This is a genomic window from Amycolatopsis regifaucium, assembly GCF_001613935.1.
GTDB lineage: Bacteria > Actinomycetota > Actinomycetes > Mycobacteriales > Pseudonocardiaceae > Amycolatopsis > Amycolatopsis regifaucium.
In genome coordinates this window covers 361,543-378,215 of the sequence record NZ_LQCI01000034.1, presented here as the reverse complement: position 1 = coordinate 378,215, position 16,673 = coordinate 361,543, and the positions used below count along the sequence as shown (strand labels likewise).

13 protein-coding genes are annotated in these 16,673 nt (G+C 69.2%); 5 read left to right on the top strand and 8 right to left on the bottom strand.

Features of this window, described 5'->3' with window-relative positions; all coding sequences use genetic code 11:
* Positions 1 to 119 precede the first annotated feature (119 nt).
* The 5 genes from AVL48_RS25580 to AVL48_RS25560 all read right to left on the bottom strand — a co-directional run bounded on the left by AVL48_RS25580 (position 120) and on the right by AVL48_RS25560 (position 8,322).
* Positions 120 to 1,256 (bottom strand): GAF domain-containing sensor histidine kinase, encoded by a 1,137-nt coding sequence (locus tag AVL48_RS25580; RefSeq protein ID WP_061980622.1) that lies wholly within the window; start codon positions 1,254 to 1,256, stop codon positions 120 to 122.
* A 14-nt stretch (positions 1,257 to 1,270) separates the two neighbouring features.
* Positions 1,271 to 4,522, bottom strand: coding sequence for a thiol reductant ABC exporter subunit CydC (cydC, locus tag AVL48_RS25575; RefSeq protein ID WP_082857762.1), 3,252 nt, complete (start codon positions 4,520 to 4,522; stop codon positions 1,271 to 1,273).
* A complete protein-coding gene (gene cydB, locus AVL48_RS25570; protein WP_061980390.1) occupies positions 4,519 to 5,526 on the bottom strand; it encodes a cytochrome d ubiquinol oxidase subunit II in 1,008 nt (335 codons plus the stop codon). The genes cydC and cydB overlap by 4 nt, the downstream gene beginning before the upstream one ends.
* A gap of 249 nt (positions 5,527 to 5,775) precedes the next feature.
* A complete protein-coding gene (locus tag AVL48_RS25565) occupies positions 5,776 to 7,287 on the bottom strand; it encodes a cytochrome ubiquinol oxidase subunit I (protein WP_061980391.1) in 1,512 nt (503 codons plus the stop codon).
* 81 nt (positions 7,288 to 7,368) lie between these two features.
* Positions 7,369 to 8,322, bottom strand: coding sequence for a S41 family peptidase (locus tag AVL48_RS25560; RefSeq protein WP_061980392.1), 954 nt, complete (start codon positions 8,320 to 8,322; stop codon positions 7,369 to 7,371).
* A 187-nt stretch (positions 8,323 to 8,509) separates the two neighbouring features.
* Here AVL48_RS25560 and AVL48_RS25555 point away from each other — a divergent pair, with 187 nt between their 5' ends.
* A complete protein-coding gene (locus tag AVL48_RS25555) occupies positions 8,510 to 9,097 on the top strand; it encodes a TMEM165/GDT1 family protein (RefSeq protein ID WP_061980624.1) in 588 nt (195 codons plus the stop codon).
* Positions 9,098 to 9,185: 88 nt separating this feature from the next.
* On the top strand, positions 9,186 to 9,857 hold the full coding sequence (locus tag AVL48_RS25550; protein WP_143104618.1) for a DUF998 domain-containing protein: 672 nt from the start codon (positions 9,186 to 9,188) through the stop codon (positions 9,855 to 9,857).
* Between the two features lie 4 nt (positions 9,858 to 9,861).
* On the opposite strand, the gene AVL48_RS25545 is transcribed toward AVL48_RS25550, so the two are convergent.
* Positions 9,862 to 10,500, bottom strand: coding sequence for an IclR family transcriptional regulator (locus AVL48_RS25545; protein WP_061980625.1), 639 nt, complete (start codon positions 10,498 to 10,500; stop codon positions 9,862 to 9,864).
* 223 nt (positions 10,501 to 10,723) lie between these two features.
* A complete protein-coding gene (locus AVL48_RS25540) occupies positions 10,724 to 11,578 on the bottom strand; it encodes a hypothetical protein (RefSeq protein WP_074038226.1) in 855 nt (284 codons plus the stop codon).
* Positions 11,579 to 11,663: 85 nt separating this feature from the next.
* Between AVL48_RS25540 and AVL48_RS25535 the strand changes: the two genes are divergently transcribed.
* From AVL48_RS25535 to AVL48_RS25525, 3 genes are all read left to right on the top strand, one after another.
* Entirely contained in the window at positions 11,664 to 12,833 is a 1,170-nt protein-coding gene (locus AVL48_RS25535; protein ID WP_061980393.1) for a homogentisate 1,2-dioxygenase, read from the top strand.
* Positions 12,834 to 13,010: 177 nt separating this feature from the next.
* A complete protein-coding gene (locus tag AVL48_RS25530; RefSeq protein ID WP_061980394.1) occupies positions 13,011 to 14,828 on the top strand; it encodes a substrate-binding and vWA domain-containing protein in 1,818 nt (605 codons plus the stop codon).
* A 12-nt stretch (positions 14,829 to 14,840) separates the two neighbouring features.
* Positions 14,841 to 15,581: a hypothetical protein gene (locus AVL48_RS25525; protein WP_061980395.1), complete on the top strand. Its 741-nt coding sequence runs from the start codon at positions 14,841 to 14,843 to the stop codon at positions 15,579 to 15,581.
* Here the strand turns inward: AVL48_RS25525 and AVL48_RS25520 are convergent.
* The gene (locus AVL48_RS25520; RefSeq protein WP_063054142.1) at positions 15,574 to 16,644 is read right to left on the bottom strand and encodes a hypothetical protein; all 1,071 of its coding nucleotides are present in this window, start codon (positions 16,642 to 16,644) and stop codon (positions 15,574 to 15,576) included. The genes AVL48_RS25525 and AVL48_RS25520 overlap by 8 nt on opposite strands.
* Positions 16,645 to 16,673: the final 29 nt, after the last annotated feature.

Sequence of the window (16,673 nt, the reverse complement as noted above, 5' to 3'; positions counted from 1 at the left end):
GCGCTCCGAGCGCGTTCGATACCCCTACAGTCGCCCGTCGGCCGCCATCGTTACGGATTAATCAGAAACCGCGAATTGTCACTCGTTCGAGCGACAAAACGCGGTGAATATCCCACGAGTCAATCGAGTGGGACGTCGAAAGCCACCAAAGTACCCAAGCTCGGCGAAGAATTGATCGAGAACCGGCCACCGGAAGTCGTCGCACGCTCGTCGAGATGACGGAGCCCGCGTTTGGCGACGCCCTGCGGAACACCGGAACCGTTGTCCCGCACCCGGAGTTTGACGCCGTCGGCGTCGCGGCTGAGGGTCACGCGGGTCTCGCTCGCCCCGGAGTGTCTGACCACATTGGACAGTGCTTCGCGCAGGGCGGCGCGGATGTGGTCGGCCTGCTCGGCGGGGATGTCGGCCAGTTCTCCCGACAGTTCGAGGGTCGGCGGGTAGCCGAGCAGTTCGCCCGCGATGCGCACCTCGCCCCGCGCGGACTCGGCGAGATCGGTGGCGACGACCTTCTCGTTCGCGGGTTCCGGGCTGCGCAACGCGCGCACGGTGCCGCGGATCTCTTCGATGGTCTGGTCGAGCTGGTCGATCGCCTCGGACAGCCGCGCGCCGTCGGCCTGCGCGAACCGCTTCCGCATGTTCTTGCGCACCCGGTCCAGTTGCATGCCCGCGCCGTAAAGCCGCTGCACGATGACGTCGTGCAGTTCGCGCGCGATGCGTTCGCGCTCCTGGTAGAGCGTCACGCGGTGACGGGCGTTGGCGCCTTCGGCCAGGGCGAGGACGACACCCGCCTGCGCCGCGAAGGCGGTGAGGACTTCGACGGTGCTGTCGGAGAACGGAGCCCCGCCGTGGCGGCGGTACACGGTCAGCGCGCCAAGGACGCGTCCGCCGGAACCGAACGGCGACGCCGCGAACGGACCGAAGCCCCGCAGGTCCGGCGGTACGAACGGGGCCGTGCGGGGATCGACGGTGAAATCCTCGCTGACGACCGGTTTCCCACCGCGGGCGACCTGACCGGCGGCGGAATCGGCGGGAAAGGCCAGGCCCCGCAGGCCTTGGGTCGGCGCTCCGTGCGCTGCCTCGACGACCACCTGGCCGTCGTCCGCGCGCACCATGACGAGACCGAGGTCGGCCTCGGCCAGTTCGACGGCGCGGGCGACCACCGTCTCGAGCACGTCGCCCGGGTCGTCGCCGGACAGGGCGGTGCCGGTGATCTCGGTGGCGGCGGACAGGGCGCGCGCGGCAAGTGTGGGATCCATGAGCGCTGTCGACATTAGCCCGCTCCGGCCCGTGCCCGCGCTGTGACGCGACCCTCTTGTACCTCCATGACCACGTCGGCGCCGTCGGCTTCGGCCGCGTTGTGGGTGACGTGGACGACGGTCTTTCCCGCCAAAGCCTCGGCCAGGCGTTCGCGGACCGTGCGCGCGGTGGGTTCGTCGAGGTGCGCGGTCGGCTCGTCGAGCAGGACCAGGTCGGCTTGGGCGGCGCCGAGCAGGGCGCGCGCGAGCGCGACCCGCTGCGCCTGCCCGCACGAAAGCCCGGCGCCCGCGCTGTCCAGCATCGTGGTCAGCTCGACGTCCTCGAGAACGGCCTGATACAAGGCTTTTCGCAGGTCGGACTCGGAGGCCGTCGGATTGGCGAGGCGCAGGTTTTCGGCGACCGTGGTCGAGACGAGCATCGGTTCTTGCGGTGCCCAGACGACGTTTTCGGGAGTGGCGACCTCGCCCTTGCTCGGCTCGAGGAACCCGAGCAGGGCGGCGACGAGCGTCGACTTGCCCGCACCGCTCGGGCCGATGACGGCCACGTACGTACCGGGCGCGATGTCGAGGTCGACACCGGTGAGGACCGGGCGCTCGGTGCCGGGCCAGCCGAGGTCGGCGTCGCGGATCCGCACCCCGCCGGTGGTATGAAAGGCCCCTTCATTGCGAATTTTGCGATGAAGGACGCTTTCATCGCACGCGGCGAGGCGCAGCCGGGCCTGGCGCAGGGTGTCCCAGTGCTGCGCGGCCGGCGGAAGCAGGGAGAGCACTTCCGCCAGCGCGAGCGGGACCAAGGCGACCACTGGCGCGAGGACCGGGTCCAGCGCGCCGGCGGCGACGGCGCGCACGGCGAACCCGGTACTCACGACGGTGGCGGCACCCGTCGCCAGGATGATCAGGGCGTCGGCCGCACCGGCGCCGAAGGCCTGCCGCCGCGCTTCCGCGGTCAACGCGGCGTCGGTCCCGGCGATGCGGCGACGGCGCTCTTTGTCGGCCCCGAACGCGATCAACTCGGCGGCGGCCTCGAACAGGCCCAGCACCTGCGCCGACACCGAACGCCGTCCGGCGGCCAGCGCGCTGGTCGCGCGGCGTTCCGTCCGCAGCGCGAGCAGCGGCGCGAACGCGCTCACCAAGACGGCCGCGGCCAGCGTGAGTCCGGCTTCGGGCAGCACGGCGGTCTGCACCGCGACGGCGCCCACAGCCACCAACGTGACGACGACCAGTGGCGTGAGCACGCGGGGAAGCAGATCGCGCACCGTGTCGATGTCCCCGACCAGCCGTCGCTGTTCCTCACCGGCACGAAGCGCACGCGCCGGTCCGAGCCGCACCAGCGATTGCCAGAGCCGGACCCGCAACCGTCCGGCGATCCGGAACGCGGCGTCGTGCGTGACCAGCCGTTCGAGGTATCGCAGTCCCGCTCGGCCGAGGCCGAACGTCCGCACGCCGACGATCATCACCGTCAGGGTCAGGATCGGCGGCTGCTGGGACGCCTTCGCGATCAGCCAACCCGAAAGCGCGGCCAGTGCGACTCCGGCGAGCAAAGCGGCCGCGCCGAGCAAGGCGCCGCCGAAGAACCTGCGGTGCAGCAGATCGCGCCACGGGAGTGGCCGGACCGGCGGCTCCTCGGCCGCGGTGCCCACGTCGACCACGCGCGTAGTCGACATGTCGATACCGGACGAGCGTTCGTGCGCGGCGATGATCGCGGCGGCCCCGTTGTCGACGGCCTTCGCGACCGCGGCCATGACGAGCGCGGCGTTGACCTCGTCGAGGTGGGCGGTGGGCTCGTCGAGCAGAAGCAGCCACGCGCCCGTCCGGACCCGCGCCAAGGCCCGCGCCACCGCGACCCGCTGACGTTGTCCTTGCGACAGCTTCGCCACCGGCCGTTCGGCAAGGCCGCTCAGGCCGAGTTCGCCGAGGATGTCGTCGGCGCCGACCTCATCGCGGACCGTGCCCCCGCCGAACACCGGCGACTGCGGCACCCACGCGACGTTCTGGCGCCAGCGGTCGAGCTCGGCGTCGGCGAGGTCGGTGCCGCCGACGGTGATCGTCCCGTCGTGGGCCTGCACGAAGCCGAGCAGCGCGGACAGCGTCGTCGACTTCCCGCCGCCGCTGGGCGCGCGCAGCCAAAGCATTTCGCCGGGCCGGACCGCGAAGGTCTCACCGTCGGGCGCGAACCCGCTCCTCCGGGCGACCCGCAGCCCTTCGACGTGGACCTCGCCCTTGGCCGGTGTCTCGGAACCGTTGGGCGGCAGGGGTTCCGCGAGCACGTCCGCGACCCGGCGCACGGCCTCGACACCGTCTTCGCTGGCGTGGAACGCGGCCCCGACCGCGCGCAATGGCTGATAGCACTCCGGCGCGAGGATCAGGACGCCGAGCCCGATGGCCAGCGGCAGTGCGCCGTCGACCAGCCGGACGCCGATGACGACCGCGACCAGCGCGACCGAAAGCGTCGCGATCAGTTCCAGTGCGAACGCCGACGCGAACGCCACCTTCAATGTTTTCAGCGTCGTACGGCGATGCCGTTCGGAGATCTTCCGTACCGTCTCGGCCTGCGCCTCGGCGCGGCGGAACGCGCTGAGGATCGGCAGCGCCCGGACGAGTTCCAGCAGATGTCCCGACAACCGTTGTTCGGCATCGGCGGCGTCGGCGACACGTTCGGCGGTGTGCTTGCCGATCAGGATCGCGAACAGCGGCACCAGCGGCACGGTGATCGCGACGAGCACGGCCGACGGCCAGTCGGCGAACAGGATCGCGGCCCCGGCGGCGAGCGGCACGATCGCCGCGGTGACCAGCGCCGGGAGGTACTGGGTGAAGTAGGCGTCGAGCGCGTCGAGCCCCTTGGTGGTCAACGACGTCAGCTCGCCGTGGCCGCGGCGAGCGATCCATTCCGGGCCGAGTTTCAAGGCGTGATCGAGGGCTTTGGCGCGCAATTCCTCCTTCGCGCGGGCCGCCGCGCGGGCGGAGACGACCCGCACCGCCCAGCCGGTCATCGCGCGCCCGGCGACGAGCGCGAGCAGCACGGCCAGCTGGGCGGTGCGGTCCCCCTGTGCTCCGCGGACCACCGCGGAGAGGACGTCGGCCAGCAGGAAAGCTTGTCCCACCAGCAAAACGGCGTTGACGAAGGAAAGGAGTCCGCTGAGGATCAACGCCCGGCGCGCCGCCGCCGAAAGCGGGGCGAGCGCGCCGAGCGGACCCTTTCCCGGTCGCGCTGGGTCCATTGTGGACTCATTGGCGGAAAGGGTGTCGCGGCCGGGAAGTTCGGTCATGGTGCGTGCACCGGTGGGATGTGCTTGGTGCCGATGCGCTTGCGGAACACCCAGTACGTCCACCCCTGGTAGATCAGCACCGCGGGGGCGCCGAACACCGCGACCCAGGTCATCACGGTCAGGGTATACGGACTCGAGGCCTCGCCCGCGATGGTCAGCGTGTTCGCCGGGTCCACAGTGGACGGCAGGACGTTCGGGTACAGCGCGACGAAGAGCGCGACCGCCGAGGCGGCGATGACCCCGCCCAGCGCGGCGAACGCCTGTCCTTCGCGGCCCTCGCGGATTCGGAACCAGGCGAGGACCGCGGCGAGGACGGCGACGCCGATCAGGAACAGCGTCCACAGGTCGCCCGAGCGCAGTTGCACGACGACGAGGAACGCGAGCAACGGCAACAGCGCGACCGGCAGGAGGCGCGTGGCCAGGTTCCGTGCCCGGTGACGGAGGTCGCCTTCGGTTTTGAGCGCGAGGAAGGCGGCGCCGTGAACGAGCGAGAAGCCGACGACCGCGAGCGCGCCGAGCAGCGTTTCGAGGCGGATGGCGGCGAACGCGCCGCCCACCCGGTCGCCGTCGGCGTCGAGCGGGAGGCCGAGGACGGTGGTCGCGAGCAGCAGTCCGACGCCGAACGGCGGGATCCACGAGCCGAGGCCGATCACGCGGTCCCAGTTGCGGCGCCAGCGGTCGGAGTCGACCTTGCCGCGGTATTCGAACGCGACCCCGCGGCCGATGAGCGCGAGCAAAACGACCAGGAGTGGCAGGTACGCGGCCGAGAACAGCGAGGCGTACCAGCCGGGGAACGCGGCGAACATCGCGCCGCCCGCGACGATCAGCCAGACCTCGTTGCCGTCCCAGACCGGGCCGATCGTGTTGACCATGACGCGGCGCTCGGTGTTGTCCTTCGCCAGGACGGGCATGAGCATGCCGACGCCGAAGTCGAAACCTTCGAGGAAGAGGTAGCCGAGCCAGAAGAGGGCGATGACGCAGAACCAGATCGTTTCGAGGGTCATCGGATGCTCCTGCTTGCTTCGTTCACTCCGAACGCGTCGGTTGCTTCTTCAGCGATTCGAGGAGCGCCTACCACTCGAGTCCGACCGAAACGGCCCTTCAATCTCCCGTTGCCCTGGGTTATCCACAACGGGGCAAGTTGTCCACAGATCCCCTGTGGGTAACCCACCTGAGCGATACTCCCGATACGCTGGGTGCGGGGCCGTCCCCCGGGAAGGGCGGGGGGCTGGGCAGGTGACGTCAAGAGGCGATCAGTAGGCGAAGGCGAGTGCTTCGTCATCGCTGTCACCGCCTTCGGGGTCGCCGTTCTTGCTGGTAGAGGTCGTTTTCTTGGGTGGCATGACAGCGTCGACACCGCCGCGCACGTACTTGCGGATCAGATAGACCTCGACGACGCCCAGCACCGCATAGACGGTCGTCAAAGCGATCAGAGACGTCCACACCTCGCCTGTGGACAACTTCGACACCGCGTTGGCGGTGAACATCCACACTCCGTCGACCCCGGTCGGGTTCGGCACCACCACGAACGGCTGACGCCCCATCTCGGTGAAGATCCAGCCGGCGCTGTTGCCGATGAACGGCGTCGCGATCCCGCCGAGCACGAGCCGCGGGAACCACCGTTGCCCGGGGATCCGCCCCCGCCGGGTCAGCCACAGCGCGAGCAGCCCGATCCCCGCCGAAATCGCGCCGAAGCCGATCATCGCGCGGAAGCCCCAGTAGGTCACCGGCAGATTGGGCACGTAGTCGATCGGCTTACCGGCCAGCGAGCCCAGTTGCGGGTCGTCCGGGTAGTTCGTCCCGTACTTCGCCTGGTACTCGGTCACCAGGTTCTCCACGCCCTTGACCTCGGTCGAGAAGTCGTTGTGCGCCAAGAACGAGAGCAACGCCGGCACGGTGAACGTCTTGACGTCCTCACAGTTCGCGCCCCGGACGTCGCCGATCGCGATGATGGAGAAGCTCGCCGGTTTCTCCGTGTGGCACAACGCTTCCGCCGACGCCATCTTCATCGGCTGCTGCTCGAACATCAGCTTGCCCTGCACGTCACCGGTGATCGCCAGCACCGCGAACGCCACCACGCCGACCCAGCCGCCGAGCCGCACCGAAGAGCGCCACACCGCGCGGTGCTCGTCGTCCTCCGAACGCTTGCGCCACAACTGCCATCCGGCGATCCCGACCAGGAACGCCGCCGCCACGGAGAAGGCGCCCGCGATCGTGTGCGGGATCGCGGCCAGCGCGGTGTTGTTCGTCAGCACCGCCCAGATCGAGTTCATCGTCGGCTTCCCGTCGACGAACTCGACGCCGACCGGATGCTGCATCCACGAGTTCGCGGCCAGGATGAAGTAGGCGGACGCCACGGTCGCCAGCGAATACGCCCAGGCGCACGCGAGGTGGACCTTCTTCGGAAGCTTGTCCCAGCCGAAGATCCACAGGCCGAGGAAGGTCGACTCGACGAAGAACGCGACGAGCCCTTCCATCGCCAGCGGCGCGCCGAAAACGTCACCGACGAACCGCGAGTACGCGCTCCAGTTCATCCCGAACTGGAACTCCTGGACGATCCCGGTGACCACCCCCATCGCGAAGTTGACCAGCAGGAGTTTCCCCCAGAACTTGGTCATCTTCAGATAGCGCCGCTCACCCGTCCGGACCCACGCCGTCTGCATCCCGGCGACCAGGACCGAAAGCCCGATGGTCAGCGGGACCATCAGGAAGTGATAGACGGTGGTTATGCCGAACTGCCACCGAGCGAGATCGAGAACCTCCACGCCTCAAGCCTGCTCAACACGAGGCGGGGCCACCAGTTCAAGTGGTCCCGATCTCGCCGGGACGTAGGTCCCGCGTCCGGCTCAGCCGAGGCTCGCGAGTGTGAGGCGCGCCTCGTCCGCGACCTGCCGCCGCACGCCCGAATCCCCCAGTGTCAGCACGTGGTCCAGCGCCAGCGCGTACGCGCTGTCGAACGCCGCCTCGACATCGACGGCGATATCCGGCCGGACGCCGACGCCTTCCCAGTTGGTTCCCGTGACCGGGTTCACGGCCCGTCCACCCGGGACGGTGACATCCAGATGTTCGTCCACTTTGTACTGTTTCCGCGGGTTCGCCCCGCCGCCGGTGACCGCGCCGACCGTCTTCGCCCGCCCCAGTTGCTGCAACGAGTAGCTCAGGTCTTCCGCACCGGAGAACGTCGTCGGCCCGGTCAGCACCCAAACCGGCTTGTCCGCGCCGAACTTGCGGCCTGGTACGTACGGCAGCGTCCAGAACTGATTGGTCACGTCACCGTCGCGCAGATAGATGCTGTTGTAGTGGGTCGGTTCGGCCACCAGATAACTGATCAGCATGGCGACCCCCATCGGGTCGCCACCCCGGTTCTCCCGGACGTCGACGATCAGCGCGTCGGTCGTCGCCAGCAGCGTCATCGCCGCGGCCAGCGCCTCGCCGGCGATGTCCGGCCCGTAGAACAGCTTCGTCTCCAGGTAGCCGACGTTCCCGGGCAGCCGCCGTGCCGACGCGATGCCGTGACAGTTCAGTTCCGCCTCGCGCCGGAACTCCTCGGGGTCGAACGATTCCCCGTCCACCTCGGGCAGCGGGTCGACGTGGTGCCGCAGCCGCAGATGCTTGTCCCCGTTGACCGACTGCAGGTCTCGCGTCACCGCGACGGCGAACGCCTCGTCGTCAAGCCCCGCGTAGGCGCCGTCGCCCAGTCTCGCCTGTAGGAACACGGCCAGCTTCTCGGCGACGTCGGGGAAGACGTAGTGGTCCCGTAGCCGCCTGCACACGTCCTCGATCCGCGCTCTCTCGTCCATGATCGCCGACGCTACCAGCGGCGCCTGAAAAAAGAATTCGGTTTGCCGAAATCTCCTTTCCGCCCCGCCACGAAACACAATTCGCCCGCACATGCCCGGCAATTCGGAAAAGCCATCAGCTTGTCTTTTCCTGAATCACCCCTTTATCGTTGCAGTGAAAGGGGTGGAAATCACCATGTCGAGTTCGATGTTGGCGCTCATCAGCGCCTTTGGCCTGGTACTGGCCGTGGAGCTGCCGGACAAGACACTGGTCGCCACCTTGGTTCTCACCACCCGTTTCCGGGCATGGCCGGTATTCGCCGGGGTCACCGCCGCGTTCGCCGTGCAATGTGCGATCGCCGCCACGTTCGGCAGTGTGCTCACTTTGCTGCCGGAGGCACTGGTCACCGCGATCGTCGCCACGATGTTCGGCATCGGCGCGTACATGCTCCTTCGCGAAGGATTCCGCCCCGGCAAGGACGGCGGAGAGGACGCGTCGCGTTCCGGGCCGAGCCCCGCGACCTTCTTCCGCTCCGCGCTGACGTCGTTCGGCGTGCTGTTCGCCGCGGAGTGGGGCGACGCCTCCCAGCTCGCGACAGCCAGCCTCACCGCCCGCTTCGGCAACCCGTTCGCGGTCGCGCTCGGCTCCTTCGTCGCGCTGGTCGCCGTCGCGGGTCTCGCCGTCTTCATCGGCGCGAAGGTCCGGAGCCGCATCCGCCCCAAGCTCATCCAGCGCGTGGCGGGGTTCGTCTTCGCCGGCTTCTCGCTGTTCGCGCTGACCCAGCTCGTCTTCTGAGGCGCACGGGGTTTTCACAGGTTCGACGGGTAACCTTTCGGGAACGAAAAGGTGAACACCCGCCCCGACGTGCCTGGAGAAACCGGTCGTGACCTCCCCGAAGATCCTCGCGGCCCGTGCCGTCTCCCCGGTGCACGGCAGGCTCGCGATCTTCGGCATGGCCGTCGCCGTCGCCATTTCGATCGACCTGCACCTGCGGCTGTCCAGCCAGGTCAGCCCGATCTGGCAGACGCTGTCCGAGTACGTCTACGGCTACCTCTCGCCCGGTTCGACGGCGGCTCCGCTGTTCGGCGCGATGTGCCTGGCGCTGGGTTTCGGTTCCCTCGCGTTGCTCGGCGGCATCGCGAAGGCGCATCGCACCGGTTACCGGTCCGTCCTCGTCCTGCTCGGCGTGTGGTGCGCCGGACTGTTCGTCCTCGCGCTCGTCCCCGTCGACCCGGAGGGCCAGGCTCGTTCGCTGGCCGGGCAGATCCACAACTACGCCGCGCTGACGGCCTTCCTCGCCCTTCCCGCCGCCGCGTGGGTGCTGACCCGCCCCGGCCGGGCGCGCTGCCCGTGGGAGCCGCGCCGCACGACGATCCGGCGGCTCTCGGTGGCCAGTTTCGCCGCCGTGGTGATCGTGCTCGGCGGCTTCGTCTGGACGCTGCTCACCGGGCCGTCGCAGCAGGAGATCACGCTCGGCCTGTTCGAACGGCTCCTGTTCGCGGTCGACCTCACGCTGCTGGCGACGATGGTGCGCCCGCTGCTCGGCAATCGCTGACGCGCTACTCGGGCTGCTTCAGCACCTCGGCCAGCCGGACGGCCGCCGCGACGACCGCGGGACCCACCACACCGGCCGCCAGCGGCTCCAGCGAGACGACCCCGACGCTGGCGCGCAGTCCCGGTACCCCGCGCACCGGCGCGGCGACACCGGACGCGCCGGCCTCCAGTTCACCGGTCGAGGTCACCCAGCCTTCGCCGCCGGGACGCAGAGTCATCGCCTTGCCCGCCGCGCCCGCCGACAGCGGATGGCGGGTGCCGACGCGGTAGGCGACGTGGAAGCTCGTCCAGGAGGGTTCGACGACCGCGACGGCCTGCGCCTGATCACCTTGCGCGACCGACAGGTGCGCCGTCGCGCCGACCTTCTCCGCCAGTTCGCGCAGCACGGGCCTGGCCGCCTCCCGCAGCTGCGGGAGGACCTGCCCGGCGAGCCGGAGCAGGCCGACGCCCAGCCGTACCTTGTTCCCGTCGCGCCACACCAAACCGCGTTCGGACAGCGGGACGAGCAGCCGGTAGACGGCGGCGCGGCTCGCGCCGATGGCGACGGCGAGTTCGGAGATCGTCGCCGCCTCACCACCGGCGTCGGCCACGGCCTGCAGCAGCGCCAGCCCTCTGTCCAGGGTCAGCGACCCTTCACGAGTCAAGACCAACCCACCCCAAGCTCAGCCACCCCAGACCGACGCGACCAACCCTGAGTCGACCGATACTCAACGGACCGAGACTCCCGTGACCAAAGGTCCCTTGATCCCTTGAAGTCGCGCCTTTCGGCCGAAGGCCCCGCTATCGCGCTGACAGGGCGCCCTCCACGGCCATTTGACCTCCGACGGCCACGAGCGCCCTGGCAGCGCGATAGCGGCGGCGCGATATTCACAAGAGCCCGAGTTCCCCGAGGTCGGCGACAGGCTCGTCGAACGACGCCGCCGCGTAGGAGGCGAAGAGCCCGCGAACGGCCTTCGCGGCCGGGTCCGACAGGCCCTTGGCCTCGGCGGCCAGCGCGGCACCGTCGGTCGACTCGAGCGCGGCGCGCACGTCCCCGCCGGAAAGGCACCGCGCGGACGCCACGATCAGGTTCAGGAACCCGTGGTGGGTGAAGCCGCTGGTCTCGTCGGTGTGCCGGACGGCGCGATGGAGGCTGTTCGTCGCCTTGAACGACGCCCCCGTCTCGCCGCTGACCACGGACAGGAAGTCGGCGACCTCGTCGACGCTGGGGAAGTTCTCGCCTGCCTGGCCGCCGCAGCGGATCTTCGGCCAGCTGCCGTGCTCGATCACCTTCCGCACGCCGTCGAGCCAGCCGACACCGCGCCGCGGCTCGACCACCCGGATGACGTCTTCGGGCACGAATTCGGAGACGCGCTCAAGCCAGACCTCGTCGACGTCCGACGGCGCCGGCATCTCGACCATCCGCAACGCGAGGATCTCGCTGCGCGATTCGACGATCGAAATCGCCTTCGGGACGCCGCCGAGACCGGTGTCGATGATCAGCGACAGCGGCAGCGGTTCCTTGGGTTTGATCTTGATCAGTTCGGTGATGAGCTCGGGCAGCCTCGACGCCTGGCACAGGAACACACCGAGGACGCCGGAGTGTTCACCGGACCTCGACGCGAAGTGCGCACGCAGCGCTTCGGGCATGGACGCCTCGCCGGGCGGGAACAACGCCGAGTCGTCGACGAGCCGCGCGAACAGGGGAGGGATTCCTCGGGGGCCGGGTGGCGTGAGTTCCACAGCGCTTGACACGACTGACACGCTAGTAGCGTACGACATCAGGACAAAATCGTTCGCACAACGGACACGTTCCGGGGAGAATCCGATGCCTTACTACCGGCAGGTAGGCGAGATCCCGCACAAGCGCCACACCGCGTTCCGCAAGCCCGACGGCGGCTTGTACGCCGAGGAACTCATGGGTGTCGAGGGGTTCTCGGCGGACTCCGCGTTGCTGTACCACCGCGGCCTGCCCACCGCGATCGTCGACGCCGTCGCGATCGAGGACGAGCGCGGGCCGATCAGCCCGAACCATCCGCTCAAACCCCGCGCCTTCAAGACCCAGAACCTCGAGTTCGGCGACGCCGACGCGGTCACCGACCGGCGGCGGCTGTTCGGCAACGCCGACGTCACCATCGGCTTCGTCCACGCGACGCGCCCTTCGCCGCTGTACCGCAACGCGGCCGGTGACGAGCTCTTCTACGTGCAGGGCGGCAGCGCGACCGTCGAGACGATCTACGGCGCGCTGGAGGTCGGCGACGGCGACTACCTCGTCATCCCGACGTCGTGCACCTACCGAGTGCTCCCGCACGACGAGGTCAAGCTGCTGACCATCGAGGCGCGCGGCCACATCGGCCCGCCGAAGCGGTACCTGTCGGCGAAGGGCCAGTTCCTGGAGCACTCGCCGTACTGCGAACGCGACATCCGCGGGCCGTCCGAGCCGATGCTGGCCGAGGGCACCGACGTCGAGGTCCTCGTGCGGCACCGTGCCGGGCTGACGCGCTACACCTACGCGACCCACCCGTTCGACGTCGTCGGCTGGGACGGCTGCCTGTACCCCTGGGTGTTCAACATCGACGACTTCGAGCCGATCACCGGCCGCGTGCACCAGCCGCCGCCCGTGCACCAGACCTTCGAAGGCCCCAACTTCGTCGTCTGCTCGTTCTGCCCGCGCAAGGTCGACTACCACCCCGAGTCGATCCCGGTGCCGTACAACCACGCGAACGTCGATTCCGACGAGCTGATGTTCTATGTGCGTGGGAACTACGAGGCGCGCAAGGGTTCCGGGATCGAGGTCGGCTCGCTTTCGCTGCACCCGTCCGGCTTCACCCACGGGCCGCAGCCCGGCGCGGCGGAGGCGTCGATCGGGGCCGAGTTCTTCGACGAGACCGCGGTCATGGTGGACACCTTCGCGCCGCTGGACCTCGGCGAGGCGGCCGACGCTTCGGAGGATCCCGGTTACGCGTGGACCTGGTCCGGCCGGGGCCCTGGCGCCTGACGACCCATGCATTTAGTCCTCTGAATGCGTGCCCAACGCATTCAGAGGACTAAATGCGGGTTGGTGGTAGTCGCGTTGGCGGGATAAGTACCGCCACCGCCGCAACAGTTCGGCAACGCGGCCCCGGGCAAGGCGAAACCTCCGGATAATCGGTGTCCCCACCGCTGGAGGTTCTCCATGGTCGTGAATCCCGGTCAGTCACGCGGCGGCCGCAAGGTCCTGGCGTTCGTGGCCGCGGCGGTGGTCGCGATCGGGTTGATCATCGGGCTGCGCGCGCTCACCAGCGATTCCGGTGCGGAGCCGGTGGAAGCGAAATGCACGACCGGTGACGCGGTCAAGCTCCAGGTGTCCTCGTCACCGGAGAAGGCGGGTGTGGTCACCGAGATCGCCAAGGGCTACAGCGGCCGCTCGGTGGCCGGACGCTGCGTCGACGTCCTCGTGCAGTCGAAGTCCTCCGGTACCGCGATGCAGGCCCTCGCCCGCGGCTGGAACGAGGCGGTGGACGGCCCGCGTCCGGACGTTTGGACGCCGGCCGCGTCGGGCTGGGTGAACCTGCTGCGCCAGCAGCTCACCGGCACCGACCATCCCGCGCTGGTGCCCGAGGGCGACCCGGAGTCGGTCGCGAACGCGCCGCTGGTCGTCGCCATGCCGAAGCCGATGGCCGAAGCGCTCGGCTGGCCCGGCAAGGGCATCGGCTGGAAGGATCTCGCCGCGCTCGCCACCGATCCGCAGGGCTGGGCGAAGTACGGGCATCCGGAGTGGGGGAAGTTCCGGCTGGGCAAGACGAACCCGAACATCTCCACCTCCGGTCTCAACGCCACGATCGGCGCCTACTACGCGGCGACAGGCACCTCCTCGGATCTCACCGCGAACGCGCTCGCGAAGCCGGAGGCGCGGACGTTCGTGCAGAACGTCGAGCAGGCCATCGTCCACTACGGCGACAACACGCTGACCTTCCTGACGAACCTGCAGAAGGCCGACGACCGCGGCGCCGCGCTGTCGTACATCTCGGCGGTGACGGTCGAGGAGAACTCGCTCGTCGGCTACAACCAGGGCAATCCGACCAACGATCCGGCGAAGCGCGGGCAGCACGCGCCGCCGAAGGTGCCGCTCGTCGGGATCTACCCGAGTGACGGCACGCTCAACTCCGATCACCCGTTCACCGTGCTGAACTGGGCCGACGACGTCCACAAGCAGGTCGCCGCGGACTTCCTCGCGCACCTTCGCGGCGCCGAAGCGCAGCAGAAGTTCAGCGACATCGGCTTCCGGACCTTCGACGGCAAGCCCGGGTCGCAGACCACTTCGGACAACGGCGCCCAGCCGGACGCGAAACTCAACCTGATCCGGCCGCCGAGTCCGCCGGTGCTCGCCGAAGTCCTCAAGTCCTGGAAGGACCTGCGGAAGAAGGCGAACGTGTTGCTGGTCGTCGACGTCTCCGGTTCGATGGGCGACGGCGTCAGCGGGACGGGCAAGAACAAGATGGACCTCGCGAAACAGGCGGCCGTGGCGTCGTTGCCGCAGTTCAGCGACGCCGACAAGGTGGGGTTGTGGATGTTCTCGACGCGGCTGGACGGCGACAAGGACTTCATGGAGCTCCGTCCGGTGACGCCGATCGGCGGTGAGGCGGGCAGGCAGGAGCTGGCGTCGCGGCTGAACGGGTTGACCCCGCAGAACGGGACGGGGCTCTACGATTCCTCGCTCGCGGCTTACGAATTCATGAAGCAGCGGCTGGATCCGAACGCGATCAACGCCGTCGTCGTGCTCACCGACGGCCGGAACGAGGATCCGGGCGGGATCGATCTGCCCAACCTCGTCGGACGATTGCGGACCGAGGGCGGCGGCGAAGCGGTGCGGATGTTCACCATCGCCTACGGGTCGGACGCCGACTTCGGCGTCCTCAAGGAAATCGCCGAGACGACGCAGGGCGTGGGTTACGACTCGTCCAAACCGGACTCGATCGACCAGGTCTTCACCGCCGTGATCTCGAATTTCTGAGATCCTCACCTCATGCGTTTCGTCCGTGAGCTAGCCGAACCGTGGGGATTGCTCCTCGCGGCGACTTCGGCGGGTGCGGCGTGGGCGGTGCAACTGCCGGTGGTCGCCGCGCTCGGTGTCGGCGTGACCGTGCTCGCCGCCCGTGCCGGGATCGCCGTCGCCTCCGGGGAAAAACCCGTCGCCGAACCCGAGGAGCGGACGCTCCCCGACGTCGAACCGGGCTCTCCCGAGGCGGAGTGGCTTCGTCGTGCCGAAGCCGCGGCCGACGGGTTCGAGTCGATCTCCGACTCGCTGGACACCGGTCCGCTGGCCGACCGGGTCGCCGACATGGAACCGGTGGTGCGGGAAACCGTCGACACCCTCCGGCGGCTGGCCGGTCGCACGTCCGCCACCGGGAAGGCGCTCGCGCGGGTGGACGCCTCCGCGGTCGCCGCCGAGAAGGCCAGGCTGCGGAAGGAACTGAAGACCGCCGACGACGACATCCGCGGCGACCTGCTTCAGTCGCTCGAAGCCGTGCAGGCACAGGAAGACGTCCACGCCCGGCTTTCGAGCGCGCAGCGGAAACTGCTGGCACAGCTGCGATCCGGCGCGCTCGGCCTCGACGGCCTGGTCGCCAGGGCGGCCGAATTGTCGGCCGCCACCGGCGATGCGCTGCTCGACACCACCACGATCGGCGAGCTGAGCGATCAGCTCGAAGGCATCCGGCGAGGCGTGGTCGAAACCGAAGAGGCGACCCGGCGATCCCTCAGTTGAACCTGACGCGGCCGAGGACGGCGTGGCCGGGAACCCCGGCGAACGTGGTCGTGCCGCGCAACGGTGCCCCGACGATCCACAACCGCTGCGTGGCCCAGATGTTCGCGGCGAGTGCCGGGTCCACTTTGGACATGAAGGCGTCGCTCCACCGGCCGTCCGGCCACTGGATCCGGCAGCCGAGGGCCGCCAGCCCCGAGGCGCCGATGCGGGGCGGGGCGTGGGGGATCGCGACCAGCTCACTCCACTTCCCCCGCGGCAGCGGCTTCAGCATCCCCATGGCCGCATCGACCCCGATGACGAGAAGGACCAACCAGTAGATCGTCATGATGACGAGTCCCGGTTCGGGCCGGGGACCGTCTTCGACGAGCATGACGACCTGTATCGCCACGAGGAGGCCGAGAGCGGCCGCCCCCGCCCCGAACAGGGCGCGGAGCCCCCAGGCGATTCGCTGCCGGTGCGCGATCAGGACGACGTCCTCTTCCGGCGGGACGATCCGCTGGTCGATTTCGTCCAGCGGCACCGCGTCGCCAGGCAGGGACGGCACCGCCGTCACCTGATGCGGCCAGAGCACTCCTGGCAGCTGCAGGAACCGGCGTCCCTCCTCGTCAGGTCCGAGAAGCCAGATCCGCCGCTGCGCAGCGAGCTGGAGCCGGGCGGCTTTCGGCAACCGCACCTCGGCCCACACGTCATCGGCGTCGGGCAGCTTGAAGTACACCTTCGACCCGACGGAGAACAGACCCTCCGGCGGCAAGGAAACCTCGGAAAACGCCGACTTCCCCGCCAGCTCGGACAAGGCCTTCCACGGAATCGCCCGCCGGCGCAGCCATGCCACCGCGAGGATCCCGAGCACCAGTACCGCGACCGCCGAGACGGCGGCCATCGTGAGGGCGGTGAATTCTCCGCGCAGGGAGACGGTGGCGGCCCCGGGCGTTGCCAACGGGATGAGGAGCCAGAAGCCGCGGACCCCGCGCATGGTCCCGAGCAGGGAATCGAAGACCGGCATCTCGATCGCCCGCTGATCGCGAAGCGGTTCCAGCACATCGGCACGCGACGTTTCGTGCATGACTCCCCCAACCCCCGGTTGCCGGTAGA

What these genes read in the sequence shown, in the direction of transcription:
- AVL48_RS25580 (WP_061980622.1), bottom strand. Translation starts at nt 1,256, where the DNA reads ATGGATCCCACACTTGCCGCGCGCGCCCTGTCCGCCGCCACCGAGATC.
- cydC (WP_082857762.1), bottom strand. Translation starts at nt 4,522, where the DNA reads ATGACCGAACTTCCCGGCCGCGACACCCTTTCCGCCAATGAGTCCACA.
- cydB (WP_061980390.1), bottom strand. Translation starts at nt 5,526, where the DNA reads ATGACCCTCGAAACGATCTGGTTCTGCGTCATCGCCCTCTTCTGGCTC.
- AVL48_RS25560 (WP_061980392.1), bottom strand. Translation starts at nt 8,322, where the DNA reads ATGGACGAGAGAGCGCGGATCGAGGACGTGTGCAGGCGGCTACGGGAC.
- AVL48_RS25555 (WP_061980624.1), top strand. Translation starts at nt 8,510, where the DNA reads ATGTTGGCGCTCATCAGCGCCTTTGGCCTGGTACTGGCCGTGGAGCTG.
- AVL48_RS25535 (WP_061980393.1), top strand. Translation starts at nt 11,664, where the DNA reads ATGCCTTACTACCGGCAGGTAGGCGAGATCCCGCACAAGCGCCACACC.
- AVL48_RS25530 (WP_061980394.1), top strand. Translation starts at nt 13,011, where the DNA reads ATGGTCGTGAATCCCGGTCAGTCACGCGGCGGCCGCAAGGTCCTGGCG.
- AVL48_RS25525 (WP_061980395.1), top strand. Translation starts at nt 14,841, where the DNA reads ATGCGTTTCGTCCGTGAGCTAGCCGAACCGTGGGGATTGCTCCTCGCG.
- AVL48_RS25520 (WP_063054142.1), bottom strand. Translation starts at nt 16,644, where the DNA reads ATGCACGAAACGTCGCGTGCCGATGTGCTGGAACCGCTTCGCGATCAG.